Annotated in this window: 14 protein-coding genes; 4 read left to right on the top strand and 10 right to left on the bottom strand. The window is 71.8% G+C overall.

Annotation, left to right across the window (positions count from 1 at the left end):
* Positions 1–196: 196 nt before the first annotated feature.
* The 3 genes from ABZT04_RS17855 to ABZT04_RS17845 are packed head-to-tail and all read right to left on the bottom strand — an operon-like array spanning position 197 to position 3,245.
* Positions 197–1,480 carry a sugar ABC transporter substrate-binding protein gene (locus ABZT04_RS17855; protein ID WP_356057499.1) on the bottom strand — a complete coding sequence of 428 codons (1,284 nt, stop codon included), beginning with the start codon at positions 1,478–1,480 and terminating at the stop codon, positions 197–199.
* Positions 1,480–2,313 carry a carbohydrate ABC transporter permease gene (locus tag ABZT04_RS17850; protein WP_356057497.1) on the bottom strand — a complete coding sequence of 278 codons (834 nt, stop codon included), beginning with the start codon at positions 2,311–2,313 and terminating at the stop codon, positions 1,480–1,482. Before ABZT04_RS17850 ends, ABZT04_RS17855 begins: the two co-directional genes overlap by 1 nt.
* Entirely contained in the window at positions 2,310–3,245 is a 936-nt protein-coding gene (locus ABZT04_RS17845; RefSeq protein WP_356057495.1) for a sugar ABC transporter permease, read from the bottom strand. The genes ABZT04_RS17850 and ABZT04_RS17845 overlap by 4 nt, the downstream gene beginning before the upstream one ends.
* A 174-nt stretch (positions 3,246–3,419) precedes the next feature.
* Between ABZT04_RS17845 and ABZT04_RS17840 the strand changes: the two genes are divergently transcribed.
* Positions 3,420–4,283, top strand: a complete 864-nt coding sequence (locus ABZT04_RS17840; RefSeq protein ID WP_356057493.1) for an aminoglycoside phosphotransferase family protein — start codon at positions 3,420–3,422, stop codon at positions 4,281–4,283.
* Positions 4,284–4,311: 28 nt separating this feature from the next.
* On the opposite strand, the gene ABZT04_RS17835 is transcribed toward ABZT04_RS17840, so the two are convergent.
* From ABZT04_RS17835 to ABZT04_RS17820, 4 genes are all read right to left on the bottom strand, one after another.
* The gene (locus ABZT04_RS17835; protein ID WP_356057491.1) at positions 4,312–5,034 is read right to left on the bottom strand and encodes a 3'-5' exonuclease; all 723 of its coding nucleotides are present in this window, start codon (positions 5,032–5,034) and stop codon (positions 4,312–4,314) included.
* 110 nt (positions 5,035–5,144) lie between these two features.
* Entirely contained in the window at positions 5,145–6,386 is a 1,242-nt protein-coding gene (locus ABZT04_RS17830) for an SAV2148 family HEPN domain-containing protein (RefSeq protein ID WP_356057489.1), read from the bottom strand.
* Positions 6,387–6,490: 104 nt separating this feature from the next.
* Positions 6,491–7,807 (bottom strand): copper amine oxidase, encoded by a 1,317-nt coding sequence (locus ABZT04_RS17825; protein ID WP_356057487.1) that lies wholly within the window; start codon positions 7,805–7,807, stop codon positions 6,491–6,493.
* Positions 7,808–7,879: 72 nt separating this feature from the next.
* Positions 7,880–8,686 carry a Tat pathway signal sequence domain protein gene (locus ABZT04_RS17820; RefSeq protein WP_356057485.1) on the bottom strand — a complete coding sequence of 269 codons (807 nt, stop codon included), beginning with the start codon at positions 8,684–8,686 and terminating at the stop codon, positions 7,880–7,882.
* A 198-nt stretch (positions 8,687–8,884) separates the two neighbouring features.
* Between ABZT04_RS17820 and glgX the strand changes: the two genes are divergently transcribed.
* Positions 8,885–11,002, top strand: coding sequence for a glycogen debranching protein GlgX (gene glgX, locus ABZT04_RS17815; RefSeq protein WP_356057483.1), 2,118 nt, complete (start codon positions 8,885–8,887; stop codon positions 11,000–11,002).
* A 74-nt stretch (positions 11,003–11,076) separates the two neighbouring features.
* The gene (gene treY, locus ABZT04_RS17810; RefSeq protein WP_356057481.1) at positions 11,077–13,425 is read left to right on the top strand and encodes a malto-oligosyltrehalose synthase; all 2,349 of its coding nucleotides are present in this window, start codon (positions 11,077–11,079) and stop codon (positions 13,423–13,425) included.
* On the opposite strand, the gene ABZT04_RS17805 is transcribed toward treY, so the two are convergent.
* On the bottom strand, positions 13,422–14,528 hold the full coding sequence (locus tag ABZT04_RS17805) for a cytochrome P450 (RefSeq protein ID WP_356057479.1): 1,107 nt from the start codon (positions 14,526–14,528) through the stop codon (positions 13,422–13,424). The genes treY and ABZT04_RS17805 overlap by 4 nt on opposite strands.
* Before the next feature lie 513 nt (positions 14,529–15,041).
* On the opposite strand from ABZT04_RS17805, the gene ABZT04_RS17800 reads away from it, so the two are divergent.
* Entirely contained in the window at positions 15,042–16,334 is a 1,293-nt protein-coding gene (locus ABZT04_RS17800) for a M14 family zinc carboxypeptidase (protein WP_356057477.1), read from the top strand.
* Between the two features lie 16 nt (positions 16,335–16,350).
* On the opposite strand, the gene ABZT04_RS17795 is transcribed toward ABZT04_RS17800, so the two are convergent.
* Positions 16,351–16,776 carry an SSI family serine proteinase inhibitor gene (locus ABZT04_RS17795; protein ID WP_356057475.1) on the bottom strand — a complete coding sequence of 142 codons (426 nt, stop codon included), beginning with the start codon at positions 16,774–16,776 and terminating at the stop codon, positions 16,351–16,353.
* Positions 16,773–18,239, bottom strand: a complete 1,467-nt coding sequence (locus ABZT04_RS17790) for a M14 family zinc carboxypeptidase (RefSeq protein WP_356057473.1) — start codon at positions 18,237–18,239, stop codon at positions 16,773–16,775. Before ABZT04_RS17790 ends, ABZT04_RS17795 begins: the two co-directional genes overlap by 4 nt.
* Positions 18,240–18,402 lie beyond the last annotated feature (163 nt).

Raw genomic sequence — 18,402 nt, 5'->3', positions numbered from 1 at the left:
GCGCGGAGCGAGAGAAGGGCTCCGCGGGGACGTCAGCGGGTTTCGACGCCCGGGCCGGTCAGGGCACCGGGGCCGCGCCGCATGCGGATCGCATACGTGCAGCTCCGGCCGAGACCGGAGAAAGTGATCGAGTTGCAGGCCGACATGAAGGGCACGCTAGGCGGTCCGTGCGGCCCGGGGCAACGGAATATCCGCGTCAGCGCTGGTAGCGGGCCAGCACCAGATTTCCGTCCTTCTCCAGCCGTTCACGCAGCTCGGCGAGGGTGATCGCGCCGCTGTAGTACTCCTGGAAGGCAGGGGTGGCCACCTTGTCCTTCCACTCCGGGTAACCCCGTACGGACTGGGCGGGCGCCGGGACGAGGTCGGCGGCGAGTGCGGTGCCGGTGGCCCAGTCGTCCTTGGTGGTGTGCAGGGCGGGGTCCTTGAGGGCCTGGGTGCCGGTGGGCAGCATCCAGTCGCCGAGGGCCAGCCGGACCATGTTCTTCGGCTGGAGCAGGAAGTCGATGAACTCCGCCGCTTCCTTTTTGTGCGGGCTGTCCTCGGCGATCGAGAGAGTCTGCGGGCTGACGCCCTGGGTGAGCCCGTCGGCGCCGGCCGGGGCGGGCAGCACCTGCCAGTCGAAGCCCTTCGGCGCCTGCTGAGCGATCTGCTGGCGATAGGAGAAGCCGAGCGGGACCATCGCGTACTTGCCGCCGAAGAACCCGGGCAGCGTGTCCGAACCGCCGCTGCCGAGCGTCGTGGGCGAGGCGCTGTGGTCCACGTCCGCCTGGTCGTGGATCGTGCGCGGCACGACCTGGTCGGCCGCCTCGAAACGGACGGTCACCCTGCCGTCCGCGCCCCGGTGGAAGAGTGCGCCGCCCGCCGACAGCGACAGATTCAGGGTGGCGGACACGGGTTCCTTGAGCGGCCAGGCGACGCCGTACTTCCCGTCGCCGCTGAGCCGCCGGGTGATGTCCCTGAACTCCGGCCAGCTCCAAGGGCGTTCGGGGGTCGGGATGCGTACGCCGGCCTTCTTCAGCCAGGTGGCGTTGGCGACGACGACCCGCGGCTCCTGGAGGAACGGCACGCCGTAGATCCCCTCCCCGAAGGTAGCCGTGTCCCAACTGCGTTGCGGGATCTCCGACTTGAGCCGTGCGGGCAGCAGGTCGCGGAGGTCGGCGAGATAACCGCCGTAGGCGAAGTCCGCGAGGTCGTCGGAGGCGTCGTGGATGACGTCGGGTGCCTCACCGCCCTCGAAGGAGGTGAGGAGCTGGTCGTGGACGCTGTCCCAACTGCCCTGTACGTACTCGATCTTGATGTCCGGGTGGGTGGCGTTCCACTCCTTCACCAGCTCCTTGTTGGCGGTGACGGACTCCTCCTGCCAGGCCAGGGACTGGAAGCGGAGGGTGATCCGGCCGTCCGCCGAGCCGTCTGTGCCGCCGCCCGTGCAGCCGGCGAGGAGCAGGGTCAGGGCGAGCGCGAGGATCCAGCGGGGGCGCATCAGCTCTTCACCGCCCCGGTGAGCATGCCGCCCGTGATCCGGCGCTGGATCAGCGCGAAGACGACCAGGGAGGGCAGGGTCGCGAGGAACGCGGCGGCGGCCAGCGGGCCGAGGTCGGCGACGCCCTCCGCGCCGATGAAGTGGGTGAGGACGACCGGGAGGGTCTGTTTCTCCGGGGTCTTGAGCAGGACCAGCGCGAAGAAGAACTCGTTCCACGCGGTGACGAACGCGAACAGTGCCGTGGCCACGATGCCGGGGGCGAGCAGCGGTGCCGTCACCGACACGAGTGTCCGGAGCTTCCCGGCACCGTCCACGGCGGCGGCCTCCTCCAACTCGGCCGGCACCGCCCGGACATAGCCGACCAGCATCCACAGCGCGAACGGCAGCGACCACACCACGTACACCAGCACCAGCCCGGCCAGGGAGTCGATCAGCCGCAGGTTCTTCAGCACCAGGAACAGCGGGATGATCACCAGCACGAACGGGAACGCCTGGCTGACCACCACCCACCCGGTCGCGGCCCGCGCGAGCGGTGTCCGGCGCCGGGCCATGACCCAGGCCATCGGGGTCGCGATCAGCACGGCGATCAGCGCCGCCCCGACTGCGGCGAGCAGGGAGTTCAACGCGGCGTGCAGCAGCGGCTGTTCGTCGAAGGCCTGGCGGAAGTTGGCGAGGGTGGGGTGCCGGGGGATCCAGGTGGGGTGCAGACTGCCCAGCTCGCGCGGTGGTTTGAAGGCGGTGGAGAGCAGCCAGAGGAGGGGGAAGGCGAGGAAGACGAGATACGCGAGCAGGGCGAGGTACTGTCCGGCGCGGGCTCCGGTGCTGGTCCTCATGACGCGTCTCCTCCCCTGATGCGGCCCACGAGGAAGACGGCGAGGAGCACCGAGATCACCGCGACCATCACGCATCCCATCGCCGCCGCGTAGCCGAACTGCCCGTAGCGGAAGGCCTCTTCGTAGGCGAAGAGCATGGGCAGCCGGGTGCGTCCGCCGGGCCCGCCGTTGGTCAGGACGTAGACCAGGGCGAACGAGTTGAAGTTCCAGATCAGGTTGAGCGCGGTGATCGCCAGTGCCACCGGCCTCAGGGCGGGCCAGGTGACCGTGCGGAAGCGGCGCCAGGCACCGGCACCGTCGACCGCCGCCGCCTCGTGCAGTTCGCGCGGGGTGTTCTGCAGCCCGGCGAGCAGGGCGACCGTCGTCTGGGGCATGCCCGCCCAGACGCCGACGACGATCACGGCGGGCAGCGCGGTCCCCAGGCCGCTCAGCCAGTCCCGGCCGTCGCCGAGGCCGAGGTCGTGGAGGGTCTCGTTGAGGATGCCCGCGTCCGGGTTGTAGACGATCCGCCACATGATGCCGACGACGACCTCGGGCATCGCCCAGGGGACGATCGCGAGCGCCCGGGCGAGCCAGCGCAGCCGCAGGTCCTGGTTCAGCAGCAGGGCGAGCCCGAGGGCGAGCAGGAACTGCGGCACGGTCACCCCGACCGCCCACACCAGCCCGATCCGGAACGACTCCCAGAACAGCGTGTCGTGCAGCAGATCCCGGAAGTTGAGGCCGCCGATCCACTGGGTGGAGGCGGTCCGACCGGACTGGGAGTCGGTGAAGGCCAGCAGCACTCCGTAGAGGAGGGGGCCGACGCTGAGCACCAGGATCGGGATCAGCGCGGGCAGCACCAGGAACCAGGCCGCGTGGTCGGGAGCGCGCCGCGGCCGGCCCCGGCCCGGCGCGCGGGTTGGCGGCCGCCTCACCTCCGTTACCGATGTCATGGAATCAGCCCCTTTGCGCCGCCAGGTCGGGCCTGGTCATGGTCGTGAACGCCTGATGTCCCGTCAAGGCACCTCGCATGCCGTCCCACCTGTGCGAATGCGACACTGGCCGTCGGATGGCGGGAACCCGACGCCGTACGCACACGCACAGGGACCCCACACGGAGGCGGACACATGGACGAGGCACGGGCGCGGGACGTACTGGACGCGGCGGACGTGCTGCCCGGCCCGGCCCGGGACGCGCGGCTCCTCGCCCTCGGCGAGAACGCGGTGTTCGCCGCCGGTGACCTGGTCGTCAAGGTGGGCCGCGACGCCGAACTCCTCGACCGCGCCCGGCGCGAGCTGGACGTGGCGGTGTGGCTCGCGGAGGCGGGTGTGCCGGCGGTGCGGGCCGCCGACCCGAAGGCGCGACTGGTCGAGGGACATCCGGTGACCGTGTGGCACCGGCTGGCCGATTCCGTACGCCCCGCCGAATCCCGGGATTTGGCCGAACTGCTACGCCTCGTCCACGCCCTCCCCTCCCCCGCCTTCGATCTGCCGCCCCGCGAGCTGCTGGGCGGTGTGGAACGCTGGCTGCGACTGGCCGGTGACGCGATCGACCCGGCGGACGCGGCCTTTCTGCGGGAGCGGCGCGACGGCTTCGCGGCTGCTGCCGCCGCGCTCACGCCCCAGCTGCCGCCGGGCCCGATCCACGGCGACGCGCTGCCCCGCAATGTGCATGTCGGCCCGGACGGCCCGGTCCTGGTCGACCTGGAGACCTTCTCCGCCGATCTGCGCGAGCACGACCTGGTGGTGATGGCCCTGTCCCGCGACCGCTATGGCTTCCCGGCCACGGCGTACGACTCCTTCACCGAGGCCTACGGCTGGGACGTACGCGAGTGGGCGGGCTGCTCGGTGCTGCGCGGGGCCCGGGAGACGGCCAGTTGTGCCTGGGTCGCGCAGCACGCGCCGAGCAATCCCGAGGCGCTGGCCGAGTTCGAGCGGAGGGTGGCGTCCTTGCGGGACGGGGACGAGACCGTGCGCTGGTATCCGTTCTGAACGCGCGGCCTCGCTGAGGCCGGACCGCTCAGACCGTCTCGTCCTCCAGTTCGCGCAGCGGCCAGGTGCCGTCGACCACCGCGTCCTGGTCGCCCTTGCGGCGCAGGAAGCTCTGGAAATCGGCGGCCCATTCCGCATACCACTGGATCTGGCTGCGGTGCAGCTCGGCCGGGCCGAGGGCCGCGACCTTGGGGTGGCGGTCGGCTATCGCGCCGGCCAGCCGGGCGGCGGCGAGGGCGTCGGCCGAGGCGTCGTGCGCCGAGTCGAGCACCACGCCGTACTCGGCGCAGACCGCTTCGAGGTTGCGCTTGCCCCGGCGGTAGCGGTCGACGGAGCGGTCGATCGTGTACGGGTCGATGACCGGGGCGGGGTCGGTGCCGCCCAGGCGGTCGCGCAGGGACGGCAGTCCGTGCCGGCGCAGCTCGGCGGAGAGCAGGGTCAGGTCGAAGGCCGCGTTGTAGGCGACGACGGGGACGCCCGTCTTCCAGTACGTGACGAGGACGTCGGCGATCGACTCGGCGACCTGGTCGGCCGGGCGGCCCTCGGCGACGGCCCGCTCATTGCTGATGCCGTGCACCGCGACGGCGTCCGCCGGGATCTCCACGCCGGGATCCGCCAGCCACTCCCGGCGGCCCAGCGGACGTCCGCCCCTGACCTCGATGACCGCGCCCGTGACGATGCGCGCCTCGCGCGGCTCGGTCCCCGTCGTCTCCAGGTCGAAGCCGATGAGCAGCTCCTGGTGCCAGGCCATGACGGCCCCCCTTCTCGGTGGTGCTTTCCCCCAGTGGTCTCCACGATCGCATGAGCCACTGACAATCCGAGGACCGCGTTCCGCTTACCGCGGACCGAGCCGGGGACAGGTCAGGACACCGGTCGCGAATCCGCCCACATCTGCTCGAACTCATCGCGATAGGTGGGGAAAAGCGCGCTGTCGTCCAGTTCGTCCGACTTGACGAGCCGGCTTCCGTTCCGCAGCACCAGCACCGGCGCCTCCATGCCGCGGGTGCGGCGCAGATAGGACTGCACGACGGCGATGCCGTCCGAACCGTCGCCGTCGACGAGGTACGCGGTGAAGCGGGGCGTCTCGTCGAAGACCTGGATCTCGAAGGCCCCGGGATCACGCAGCCGGGACCGCACCCGCCGCATGTGCAGGATGTTCATCTCGACGGCGCGGCTCAACTCGCCCCGCTTGATGCCGAGTTCGCGCTCGCGCCGCTTCACCGCGCTGGAGGCCGGGTTGAGGAAGAGCAGCCGTACCCGGCAGCCCGACTCGGCGAGCCGGACCAGCCGTCTGCCGGAGAAGTTCTGCACGAGCAGGTTGAGGCCGATGCCGATGGCGTCGACGCGGCGGGCCCCGCCGAAGATGTCCTCCGCCGGGAACTGGCGCATCAGCCGCACCCGGTCGGGGTGCACGGCGACCACGTCCGCGAACCGCTCGCCGATCAGCTCCTCGACCGCGTCGACGGGCAGCCGCCGGGCCGAGGGCACGTCACCGCCGGCGCCGAGGGTCTCCAGCAGGTTCGCGGAGGCGCGCTCGGCCTGGTTGAGGACCGCCTCGGACAGGGCCCGGTTGCGGGAGACGACGTTGCGGGTCACTTCCAGTTCGTCCAGGGCGAGTTCGACGTCCCGGCGCTCGTCGATGTACGGCTCGAAGCACGGCCAGTGCTGCACCATCAGCTCGCGCAACTGGGGCAGCGTCAGGAAGCTGAGGACGTTGTCGTCGGCCGGGTCGAGCAAGTAGCCCTTGCGGCGGCTGACTTCGCGTACGGCGACCGCGCGCTGCACCCATTCCTGGCCGGCCGGACCGGCGGCGGCGACCACCCACTCGTCGCCGTGGACGGGTTCGTAGATGGGGCGCAGGACGGCGGCCACGACGGCCCGCAGCCGCTGTTCGACCAGGTTCAGCCAGATGTAGGCGCGGCCGGCTCGCTGGGCGCGCGTACGCACCTCGCGCCAGGCGTCGGCGTCCCAGTCCAACTCCGGCCCAATGGAACCAGCCGCGTCCATCGGACGTGCCAGGGACACCGCGCCGGGCGGGACTTCTGCGGAGTTCCCCTCGTGACCCTCGTCACCAGGGGGCAACTCCAGCCCTCCCGAGCCCACCCGTGCACCGCCTTCCGCTCCCCCGAGCTCACCCCAGTCTCAACGATCAAGGAAGGGTACTCCGGGACCGGTCGGCGGTGCAGCCGGATGGACAGGGTCTTTTCTCAACTTCCGCCGTTCACATTGCCGTTCTGATTCGCGAGGGCGGCCGGAGTGAGCGGATTCATAGCGGTGACGTCGCGCGGAGCGATCGAGAATCCCTGCCAGTGGACCGGCATGGGCTGCTGGTCCTCGTCACGGGCGATGTGGTGGAAGCCGACGTTCACCCAGACCACGGGGTGGGTGAGGGTCTGGCCGTTGACCCACTTGTCGACCGACTTCGGGTGTCCCGTACCGCAGTTGGGCAGGTTGTCGCTGGCGAACTGCTCGCACTTGTTGTACTCGGTGAAGTACACGTCGTGCTGGGTGAAGCTGCGGCCCGGGTACTTGGTGGAGGGGCCGGGGACTATCTCGTAGGACCGGGCGTGGTTGTCCTTGTTCTTGCCGGTCGCGCTGACGACACGCCACCAGCGCATGTTCTTGGCGTCGCCCGCGAGTTCCTTGGTGACCTTGGTGAGAGTGGTCTTGTTGGTGGGCGTGTTCGCGCCGTGCGTGGTGACCGTGGAGTCGTACTGCTCGACGCGGCCCTTGGAGGAGCCGTCGAGGGCGAAGTCCAACTTCCAGAAGACGTCGTGCTGGTGGCTCGTCGCGTACGCCGTGGCGCCCTTGCCGAGCGGCCAGCCGCGGCCGTCGCCCGCGTCGTAGTCGTAGGGCGAAAGGCTGCCGGTGGCACCGACGTTCATGTGGATGGTGCCGTCGTCCTGGAAGCGCCACTCGGTGATGTACTCGTACCAGCCGACCTGGTTGACCGTGTAGACGAGGAAGTCCTTGCCCTGGGTCTGGAAGACCTTGTTGGCGCTGTCGCCCTGCATCCGGAAGGCGTGGCCGCGCGAACGGGTCGTGGTGCAGAGGCCCTTGACGTTCGGGTGGTCCGGGTCGATGGCGTCGGGGACCTTGACGGTCTTGATGGTGCCGCCGGGGCACTCGCCGGGCTGCATGTTCATCAGGCCGGTGCCGAAGCCGTACTGGGTGAGGTCGCTGTACTCGTTCTTGCCGTCGTCGTAGGGCACGTGGATCTGGGCGAGCTTGGCGTCGGCGAGCACCTTGATGGGGGTGGCCTGGCCGGGCGGCTGGTAGGAGATGTTCTCCAGGACGAGGCCGGCCTCGCGCTCGTAGTGCCAGCACATCCGCCAGGTGGTGCCGGTGGAGAGCTTCTGCTCGATGGTGTAGGCGGCGCTGCAGCCGGGGGCGGCGGCGCTCGGGGCGGCCTTCGGCTGGGCGACGGCCGGGCCCGCGCCCGCGGTGGCACCGGCGGCCAGGGCGGCCACGGCGAGGCCGACGGCCCCCCGCCTGCGGGCACGGCTGATTCTGTTGACGCGCATGAAGAAGTGACTCCCTTACAGGGGAAGCAAGTTGGGAAGTGGACGAAGAACTGCGCGATGTACGCGGTCTGTTCAGCCGGTGAGCTTGCCGACCTTGCGGGCGCTCAGGTCGACGACGAAGTCACGGGCGTCGATCCACGGCCCGTTCTTCACCTTCGGGAACAGCCGCACGCAGCGGTGCTCGCCGCACTGGTCGAGGACTCCGGTCTGCTTCCCCGGAGCGGCCTTGTAGATCATGGCGGTCAGCAACAGTTGGTCCGGCGAGGTGAGTTGGCTGCCGGTGGCGTCCTTGTAGTCGGCCTTCAGGCCCGCGCCGAGCGGGTCCGCGAGCAGCAGCTCGGCCGCCTCGACGTCCTCGGCGTGACTGGCCGGCGGCTGCACTCCGTGCTGGGTGCCGGTCTGCTCGACCTTGCCGGTGTCGAGGTTGACGGTCTTGGTGACGACCGTGTCGTCCTTGTAGTCGTAGAACGTCACGTCCGCGCGGCGCGGCGCGTCCGGGTTGTCCAGTTCGCCGGCCTCGGGGTCGGCGAGTTCGACGTCGAGGCGCTGCGGTCCGCGCTTCCCGTCCACGTTCTCGCTGGAGTTGAACAGCTGTCGGTTCACCGCGAGCTGCTCGACGCGCTTGGTCTCGTCGTCGGTGAGCGGGTCGCGGCCCTTGCCCTTCTCGCCCTCGGCCGGGGCCTGCTGCACGACACCGGGTGCCGCGCCCGGCCCGTCCGCGGCCTGCTGGGCGGACCCGGCGGCCTTGCCGGTGCCCCCCGACTCGTCGGCCCCCGCCGTGCCGGGCAGGGTGACGGCGACCATCACGGCGGTCCCGGCCACCGCTATGGCCGTACCCGCCACCACTTTGCCCAGGTGGCGGTGCACTGTCCTTCGCACATTTCCCCCTACTCCCCCCGGATCCTTCCCCGGACCCCCGGGAGTGGTGTCTGTCCCACTCGGTTCGGCGTACGGCAGAAGTCGTACGCACTGGTCATTTGGTAAGAGGGACGTAAGTCATAGGTGGTTCCCTCACTTTCGGGGAGACTCAGGAGCAAGGCGCCCCGGCGGCGGGGCCCGGCTGAAAGAGTCGTGACCATGCAGGTCTGGCCTGGAGAGGCGTATCCACTCGGTGCCACGTATGACGGCGCCGGCACCAACTTCGCGGTCTTCACGGAGACCGCGGACCGAGTAGAGCTGTGTCTGCTGCACGACGACGGCTCGGAGACGGCGGTGGAACTGCGCGAGAGCGACGCGTTCGTGCGGCACGCGTACGTGCCCGGCATCATGCCCGGGCAGCGCTACGGCTTCCGCGCGCACGGCCCGTACGCCCCCGAGCGCGGCCAGCGGTGCAACTCCGCGAAGCTGCTGCTCGACCCGTACGCGAAGGCGGTCAGCGGATCGATCGCCTGGGGCGAGGAGGTGTACGGCTACCACTTCGACGCGCCCGACAAGCGCAACGACCTGGACTCGGCCCCGCACACGATGTCCTCGGTCGTCGTCAACCCGTACTTCGACTGGGGCGACGACCGGCTGCCCCGGCACGGCTACCACGAGACGGTGCTCTACGAGGCCCATGTGAAGGGCCTGACGATGCGGCACCCGGGGCTGCCGGAGGAACTGCGCGGCACCTACGCGGCGCTCGCGCATCCGGCCGTCATCGAGCACCTGGTGGGGCTGGGGGTGACCGCCCTGGAGCTGATGCCGGTGCACCAGTTCGTCAACGACCACCGGCTGGTCGACATGAGGCTGAACAACTACTGGGGCTACAACACGATCGGTTTCTTCGCCCCGCACAACGCCTACGCCTCCTGGGGCGACCGCGGCCAGCAGGTCCTGGAGTTCAAGTCGGCGGTGCGGGCGCTGCACGAGGCCGGTATCGAGGTCATCCTGGACGTCGTCTACAACCACACCGCCGAGGGCAACCACCTGGGTCCGACGCTGTCCTTCAGGGGCCTCGACAACCCCTCCTACTACCGGCTGGCGGAGGATCCCCGCTACTACATGGACACCACGGGGACGGGCAACTCGCTGCTCATGCGCTCCCCGCACGTGCTCCAACTGATCATGGACTCGCTGCGCTACTGGGTCACCGAGATGCATGTCGACGGCTTCCGCTTCGACCTGGCGGCCACCCTGGCACGGCAGTTCCACGAGGTGGACCGGCTGTCGTCGTTCTTCGACCTGGTCCAGCAGGACCCGGTGGTCTCCCAGGTGAAGCTGATCGCGGAGCCCTGGGACGTCGGCGAAGGCGGCTACCAGGTGGGCAACTTCCCGCCGCTGTGGACCGAGTGGAACGGCAAGTACCGCGACACCGTGCGGGACCTGTGGCGGGGTGAGGGGCGCGCGCTCGCGGAGTTCGCGTCCAGGCTGACGGGTTCGTCCGACCTCTACCAGGACGACGGCCGCCGTCCCTTGGCGTCCATCAACTTCGTGACCTGCCACGACGGGTTCACGCTGCACGACCTGGTGTCGTACAACGACAAACGCAACCAGGCCAACGGCGAGGACAACAGGGACGGCGAGAGCCACAACCGGTCCTGGAACTGCGGGGCCGAGGGCGAGACCGACGACCCGGCCGTCCTGGAGCTGCGGGCACGCCAGATGCGCAACTTCGTGGCCACGCTGATGCTGTCCCAGGGTGTGCCGATGGTCAGCCACGGGGATGAGTTCGCGCGCACCCAGCGCGGCAACAACAACGCCTACTGCCAGGACAGCGAGCTGGCCTGGGTGAAGTGGCCGGAGAGCGACGCGGAGTCGCCAGAGCTGCTGGCCTTCACGCGCGCGTTGGTGTGGCTGCGCAAGGAGCATCCCGTGTTCCGGCGCCGGCGGTTCTTCCACGGGCGGCCCGTGGAGGGCACCCACGACGAGCTGTCGGACATCGCCTGGTTCACCCCCGAGGGCAAGGAGATGACCCAGCGGGACTGGGACTCGGCGCGGGCGTCCGCGCTGTCGGTGTTCCTGAACGGCAACGCCATCTCGGAGCCCGGCCCGCGCGGGGAACGCATCTCCGACGACTCCTTCCTGATGATGTTCAACGCCTCCCCCCAGACGCTCGACTTCGTGGTGCCGGTCAACCACGGCCGCCAGTGGCAGGTGGTCGTCGACACGGGCCGTGCCGAAGGGGTGCCTCCCGGCACGGGCGCGAAGGTGAAGGCCGGGGACCGGCTGACCCTGGTGGACCGCAGCATGACCGTGTTGCAGCGGCCCACTTAGGAGAACACCCGGTCGGCGGACCGGATGCGGGAGTCGATGACACGAAAGACGGCCGGGCGGGTACGTAGCTCTGCATGACACCTGAGCGACCCGACCCGGCAGTGCCCACGGCCACCTACCGGCTGCAACTACAGCCCGAGTTCCCGTTCTCGGCGGCCGCGGCGGCCGTGCCGTACCTGGCGTCGCTCGGCGTCTCGCATCTGCATCTGTCGCCCGTCCTGGAGTCCGTCCCCGGTTCGACGCACGGCTACGACGTCGTCGACCACGCGCGCGTGCGGGGCGAACTCGGCGGCGAGGACGGTCTGCGGGCCCTGGCGGGCACCGCGCGGGAGCACGGTCTGGGGCTGGTGGTGGACATCGTGCCGAACCACATGGCCATGGCCCCGCGCCACAACCACGCCCTGTGGGAGGTGCTCAGGGAGGGCCCCGAGTCGCCGTACGCGCGCTGGTTCGACATCGACTGGGAGGCCCAGGGCGGGCAGGTACTGCTGCCCGTGCTGGGCGGTCCGGTCGGCTCGGAGATCGACCATCTGAAGGTCGACGGCGACGTCCTGCGCTACTACGACCATGTGTTCCCGCTCCGCGCGGGCACCGGGGAGCTGCCGCTGCCGCAGCTCCTGGACGCGCAGTGGTACCGCCCGGTGTGGTGGCGGCTGGCCCGCACCGAGCTGAACTACCGGCGCTTCTTCAGCATCTCGGAGCTGATCGGGGTGCGCGTCGAGGACCCCGAGGTCTTCGACGCCACCCACGCGAAGACGCTGCAACTGCTGGACGAGGGCGTGGTCGACGGACTGCGCGTCGACCACCCCGACGGCCTCGCCGACCCCGACGACTACCTGCGACGGCTGCACGAGGCGACCGCCGGCCGCTGGACGGTCGTGGAGAAGATCCTCGCCGACGGGGAGCACCTGCCGGCCTCCTGGCCGGTCGCGGGCACCACCGGCTACGACGCCCTCCGACACATCGACGGATTGTTCAACGATCCGGCGGGGGCGGGTGAACTCCTGGGCCAGTACCGGAGGTTCGCGGCCCCGCAGACGGACCGGGGCGGGCAGTGGGAGGCGACGGTACGGCGGGCGGCCTACAAGGTGATCACCCACGAACTGGTCGCCGAGACGGACCGGTTGACCCGGGTCGCGGCCCGGCTCTGCTCCACCTCGCCGGACCCGGCGCTCCGCGACCGGGCGCCCTGGGCGCTGCGCGCCGCGCTGGTGGAGCTCCTGGTACGCATGGAGGTCTACCGGCCCTACACCTCGGGCGACACCGCCGCCGTCGTCACCGAGGAGGCGGCGGCCGAGGCCCGGCAGGCGTTCGTCGTCGCGGAGGAGGCGGGCGCCGTAGACGTCGTACGGGATCTGCTGCTGGGGCGGTACGGGGACGGGCCCGGGCAGGTCGAGTTCCGCACCCGCTTCGCACAGACCTCGTCCGCGCTCCGGGCTAAGTCCGTGGAGGACACGGCGTTCTACCGCTATGTGCCGCTGCTGTCGGCGACCGAGGTGGGCGGGAACCCGGGCAGCCCCGCCGTGTCCCCGGAGGACTTCCACGCGTACTGCGCGCGCGTGCAGCGCGACTGGCCGGCCATGGGCACCGTGCTGTCGACCCACGACACCAAGCGCAGTGCCGATGTACGGGCCGCGCTGGCCGTGCTCACCGAGGTGCCGGAGCGCTGGGCGGACGTGCTGGCCGAGGTGACCCGCACCGGCGAGGGCGTGCCGGACGCCCAACTGGCGTGGGCCGCCTGGCAGACGGTGTTCGGCCTCGGCCCGGCGGAGCCGGGGCGCGTCCAGGAGGCCCTGCTGAAGCATGTGCGCGAGGCGGGCCTGTACACGAGCTGGACGGAGCAGGAGCCGCCGTACGAGGAGGCGGTGGCGGCGTTCGTCGCGGCGGGCCCGTGCGGGGCGCCAGGCGAGCACGTGGCCGCCTTCCGCGCGGAGGTGGAACCGCACATCCGGGCGAACCTGCTGGGCGCCGCGCTGCTGCATCTGACGATGCCGGGCGTACCGGACCTCTACCAGGGCACGGAGGCCGAGTACCGCGCCCTGGTCGACCCCGACAACCGCCGTCCCGTGCCGTTCCCGCCCCCGGACCCGGGCGACAAGGGCGCGTTGACGGCCGCCGCGCTGCGGCTGCGGGCCCGTCGCCCCGAGGCCTTCGGCGACGCGGCGACGTACACGCCGCTCACGGCGGAGGGCCCGGCCGCGGCTCACTGCGTGGCGTTCGCGCGCTCGGGGGCCGCGGTCACGGCCGTGACCCGGCTGTCCTCGCGGCTCGCGGCGGCGGGCGGCTGGCGCGACACGTCCGTCGCGCTGCCTCCGGGCCGGTGGGTCGATGTGCTATCTCCGGAACGGGAGTTCACGGGGCACGCACGCGTGGCGGAGCTTTTCGGGGCGTCGCCGGTGGTGCTGCTGGAGGTCGCCGGCTAGGTGCGCACCCTGAGGGTCCGGGGTGAACGACGGACCAGGTCGTCGGCGAGGTGCCGGTCGCCCGGTGCGCGGCGCAGGCCGGGCAGGGCGGTCAGGAGGGCGCGCAGGCCGTGTTCGGCCGTGAGACGGGCCAGGAGGGCGTCGGGGCCGGCGTCGTGGACGAGCGGTCCGGGGTCGGGGCGGAACGCGTCGTAGCGGTCGGGGTCGGTGAAGCGGTCCGGGTCGCGGCCTGCCGAGCCGAGGAGGCAGGCGACGGTGGCCCCGGCGGGAATCGCGCCGACGGGCTGGACGGCACGGCGCAGCACGACGTGCAGCGGTGGATCGCGGCGCAGGGACTCCGCCCAGGCGCCGGCCGTGAGCGCGGGGCGGGCGCGGAGCACCTCCAACTGGCGTGGACTGTCGAGGAGGTTCGCGAGGAACGACGCGAGCGCCCGCGCGGTGCCCTCGCCCGCCGCGTCGAGCAGCATGGCCACCAGCCGTGTGACGGTCGCGTCGGACAACGGGCCGTCGGCGGTCCGCGCGGTGCACAGGACGGACAGCAGGTCACGGCCCGGATGGGCGCGGCGGCGGGCCGACAACGGGCGCAGGAAGGCGGCCAGTTCGGCGCGACCGCCCCCGGGAGGGCCGAGTCCCGTCCGGCACCAGCGGTGGACCCGCGCGGTGTCCTCGTAGGGCAGTCCGAGCGCGGCCACGGCCGTGGCGGTGGGCAGCCAGTCGCAGAACTCGGCCACCAGATCGACCTCTTCACGCGCGGCCAGCCGACGGGCGAGGACATGGGCACCGCGCTCCACGGCGGCGGTCAGGGCGGCCAGCGCGGGCCCGCGCAGCGCCCGGTCGAGAAGCCGGCCCATCTCGGGTGGTGCCGCAGGTCCTTCCTCGGGCACGGGGACGAGCCGGGGATCGGCGAGCGCGGCGCGGACATCGCCATAGCGGCTGACGAGCCAGGCGCCGAACGGCTCGTCGTACACGAGCGGATAGTGAGTGCGGAGGGTGCGGTAGAGCGGATACGGGTCCCGTACGGCCATCCGCAGGCTCGGCGGGCGGGGTGGACGGGCCGGGGTCCCCGCGACCCGCGTGACGGGCACGTCCGTGAGACACAGCACCGCCGTCCGCTCCCGGGGTCGTCGCTCCGCCCCGCGCCGTGGCGGCGCGCGGCCGGTCGTCCGCGGCATGGGCACGCGCGGCTGCCCCCAGCGGACCATCGCATCGCGCGGGCCGCAGCCCCCGCACGGCCGTCCGGGTGAAGCGGCCGTCCCGCCGCCCCACGGCGTACGCCGACCCGCCGCACGCCGTAGGACCGTCCCGGCCACCGGCTCGCACCCGCGTGCGATCCCGGGGCGCGGGCCGAGCGGCGGGCGTGCGGAGTCGCAGCGGCGGCGTCGGTGTGCTCGGGGCGGGGGTGCACGCGCGTGCACGGTGTCGCCGTCACGGACAGTGAGCACCGGGTGCCCGCGAAACCCCCTGGAAATCCCGGCCCCCCCTGCTGGCACCAACTCGCTTACCGGCTGTCGGTAAATGCGCCTGGGCGCCCCCGGTAGCCTCCCCCATGGTCTTCTTGACAGTTCACAGAGGCCGTGGGGTACTGCGGGGGCGAAGCCGGGGCTGACTAGTCGGGGGTGAGTCTCCTGCCGGAGTTGCGATACCTCAGTGTGACCGAAATGGTCTCCTCAGCAAGGGCGTTGGCCGCACACCGGCCCGCCCTGTGCGCCCTGAGGCAGGTGGGCGTCTCCCGCGCGGGCAGACCACTCCATCTGCTGTCCGTGGGGCACGCCCGGCGCGCCGTCCTGGTGGTCGCGGGCGCCCACGCCAACGAGCCGACCGGTGGCTCCACCCTCCTCGCCCTCGCCGAACGGGTCGTCGGTGAACGGGAGTTGCGGTCGGACACCTCCTGGCACTTCCTGCTCTGCGCCGACCCGGACGGGGCGAGCCTGCATGTCACCCCGGCGCCGCGCAGCCTGTTCGACTACCACCTCGGTTTCTACCGGCCGGCCGGTCCCGAACAGCCGGAGTGGTCGCCCTCGGTGCTGCCGCCCGACCGGTTGCCGCCCGAGACCCGTGCCCTGACCCGGGTGATCGACGAGCTGCGGCCCTACCTCCAGGTGACCCTGCACGGCACCGATCTGGGCGGTAGCTGGGTGCAGTTGACGAAGGACATACCGGGTCTCGCCGAGCCGTTCGCCAAGTCGGCGGCGGAGCTGCACATCCCGGTGGAGACGGGCGCCTCGGACGCGGCGGGCTGGCCCGCCTCGGGGCCCGGCGTGCATGTGATGCCGGCGCCCGGCTCGGACGTGGCGTACCCGAGCATGCCGGACGACGCACGGAACAGCACCTGGTACCACGCCCATCGGTACGGCGGTCTGACCGCGGTCGTGGAGGTGCCGATGTGGGCCAGCGACCTGGTGGACGACCCGGCCCCGCATCCCGCCCCGGCGGCGGCGATACGGCGGCTGGCGCGCCGGCTGCTGCGGGACACGCGGGAGGTGGAGCGGGTGCTGGCCGAAGCCCTGCCGCGGCTCCAGGGCGCCGACGGGCCACTGCTGCGGGCCGCCCGGTGGGCGCTGGAACTGGTGCCCGGCCTCGCCGCGGACTGGATGCACACCCCGCCGGCCGACACCACGATGGCGTACGTCGGCAGCGTGGACGCGTTCGGGCGCCGGCTGCCGTTACGGGCCGCCGCGATGCTGCTGCGGGTCCTGCGGGAGAGCGACGACCGTGCGGCACCGCTGCTCGAACACCTCGTCGCGCACTGGAGCGACGCCTTCGAGGAACGCTTCCGGGCCCGCTGGGTGCCGCTGGAGCACCAGGTCGAGCATCAGTCCCGCACGGTCGTGGCGGCGGCGCTGCACGCGCGCGAGGAGACGGGGGGAATCGCCGACGCCCCACACGCGCGTGCCCGACGCTCGGCCTGATCCCGGCCGCGCCCGATCAGGTGTCCAGCGCGAAGACGTCTCCGGTCCGCGCCGCCATGGAGCAGCGGTTCGAGAAGGTCCTCGTGTAGTCGACCTGGTGCCCTTTCCACTCCCCGTGCGCGTGGGCGGTCACCGGGGCGTAGATCATCGGGCAGAAGACGCTGTCGGCCGGGATGGCTTCGATGTCCCCGTCCGCGGCGCCCAGTTCGGCACAGGCCTCGGCCGCGCGGGCGTGGCCCTGGGGCGGGTCGCACAGGAGCAGGGTCCCGCGCGTGTCACTGGACCGGCTGTCGCCGCGGGTGACGGTGAGGTAGAGCCAGTCCCCGTGGAGGCCGTGCCGGGCCACCGCGTGGGCCGGCGCCTGACCGGCGCCGAGGAGCAGCACCGCGGTGAGCAGCGCGCCTCGGAGCACGGTCGCCTTCTTCTTGAAGATGTACGTCATTCCCGGTGCATCGGCACCGCGGTCTCCGTACCCCAGCCCGGCTCACCCGAACGGGAGCGTACGGGCGCGTACCGCCGGGCCAGTTCGAACGCGCTGAGCACCACGCGCGACTGGTACTCGACCTGGCGCGCGACCGAGATCCAGCGCGCCCCGCAGCCGTCCCGGTAGTCGGCGCACCACTCGTCGATCAGCCGGTCCAACTCCGGCAGCACACCGGCCGGATCATGCCCGGAGGCGACCACGACCTGATACAGCAGCCCGGCCGTCCGCAACGCCAGCCGCCGCCCCGCGATGCGCAGGGCGGCCAGATGAGCGGTGTTGAGCGGCGGCAGCGGGCGGGCACCGCCGGTGTCGACATCGGGGTCCCACGCGTCGGCGAGCCCGGGACACACCAGTAAATAGTCGTCCACGGGCGCGAGCAGCCGCGCGACATCGGACACGGCACCCGCGGCGCCCGGTGCGGCCAGTGCTGCCCCTGGACCTCCCGCTCCGAAGGGGCTTCCCCCGGATGCCGCCGCCGTGTCGGCGGCGGGTCTGGGGCGGGCGTCTCCCGGGCCGGGGTGTGGTCCCGGCTCTGGGGCGCCCGTTACGTACGGCCGTATGCGCGCCAGGAGTTGTTCCAGGATGCGGGTGTCGTGGCGCAGGGTGTGGCTCACGGTGCGCAGGATCGATTCCGCGTCGATGGGCGGGGTGGCGTCCTCGACGGCGGCCACGCCCCACATGGGTGCTTCCACGACCGCGGTGACCGTGCCGTGCCGGTGCGGGTGGTACCAGGTCGATTCGACGGCGGCCTCGGTGATGGCCGCGGCGAGGTCGCCGATGCGCGGTGGCGGGATGCGGTAGACGGCGGGGCCGAGGCTCGGCCAGTACAGGGTGTCGTAGGGCCCGAGTTCGCGCGGGACCGCGAGGCGGGTCGCGGTGTGGGCGACGCGGCGGGCGAGGCCGGGGAGGTCGCGGGTGAGCTCGACGAAGCCGCCGCCCACGTCGACGCCGTGGAGCGAGCACTGGAGGAACGGCCGGAGTTCGTCCTGCACCTCCAACAGGGCGCGCGTCTCCGGGAGTCGGGCTCCGGCCGCGCCGTCCGGCAGCCACTCGGGCTGTTCCAGGAACCCGGGCCGGAAGAAGTTCCGGAAGTAGCGGCCGAGGCTGTAGGGACCGGACAGCCAGCCCTCGTTGCGGCGCGAGCCATCGGGGTCGAGGCACAACAGCACGTTCCAGGTGGCGTCGGCGCCCTCGCTCAACCTGGGGTCGGCGAGGACCCGTTCGGCCAGCCGCAGCACCGTCGCGCCGCCCACGGGCTCGTTGGCGTGCGGTCCGGCGACCACGAGGGCCTGGCGGGAGCCGTGGCCCACGGAGAGCAGCCACAGGGGCGTACCGGCACGGGAGGTGCCGACGCGGCGCAGCCGGGCGTCCCGGGGGTGGCGGGCGACGAGCGCGGCGGCCTGGGCGCCCAACTCGTCCACGGACGGGTAGCGGAGGAGTGGCGGCAGGGCACACCTCCACGAAGTGGTGCCGTCGATTCACCTGGTGTGCATGGTGTACGCACAGTCAGTCACGGCACGGAGGGTACGTCAACACCGCCGTAGGCAAAGGGATTTGGAGCACACTCAGGGCCACCACATGGGG

The organism is Streptomyces sp. NPDC005492 (assembly GCF_040605995.1).
Classification (GTDB): domain Bacteria; phylum Actinomycetota; class Actinomycetes; order Streptomycetales; family Streptomycetaceae; genus Streptomyces.
Note: the sequence above shows the minus strand (reverse complement) of the source record. Positions and strands in the feature narration are given on the sequence as shown.

Bases quoted from the DNA above. Each gene is read 5' to 3' on its own strand.
- ABZT04_RS17855 (WP_356057499.1), bottom strand. From the start codon at position 1,480: ATGCGCCCCCGCTGGATCCTCGCGCTCGCCCTGACCCTGCTCCTCGCC.
- ABZT04_RS17850 (WP_356057497.1), bottom strand. From the start codon at position 2,313: ATGAGGACCAGCACCGGAGCCCGCGCCGGACAGTACCTCGCCCTGCTC.
- ABZT04_RS17845 (WP_356057495.1), bottom strand. From the start codon at position 3,245: ATGACATCGGTAACGGAGGTGAGGCGGCCGCCAACCCGCGCGCCGGGC.
- ABZT04_RS17840 (WP_356057493.1), top strand. From the start codon at position 3,420: ATGGACGAGGCACGGGCGCGGGACGTACTGGACGCGGCGGACGTGCTG.
- ABZT04_RS17835 (WP_356057491.1), bottom strand. From the start codon at position 5,034: ATGGCCTGGCACCAGGAGCTGCTCATCGGCTTCGACCTGGAGACGACG.
- ABZT04_RS17825 (WP_356057487.1), bottom strand. From the start codon at position 7,807: ATGCGCGTCAACAGAATCAGCCGTGCCCGCAGGCGGGGGGCCGTCGGC.
- glgX (WP_356057483.1), top strand. From the start codon at position 8,885: ATGCAGGTCTGGCCTGGAGAGGCGTATCCACTCGGTGCCACGTATGAC.
- treY (WP_356057481.1), top strand. From the start codon at position 11,077: ATGACACCTGAGCGACCCGACCCGGCAGTGCCCACGGCCACCTACCGG.
- ABZT04_RS17795 (WP_356057475.1), bottom strand. From the start codon at position 16,776: ATGACGTACATCTTCAAGAAGAAGGCGACCGTGCTCCGAGGCGCGCTG.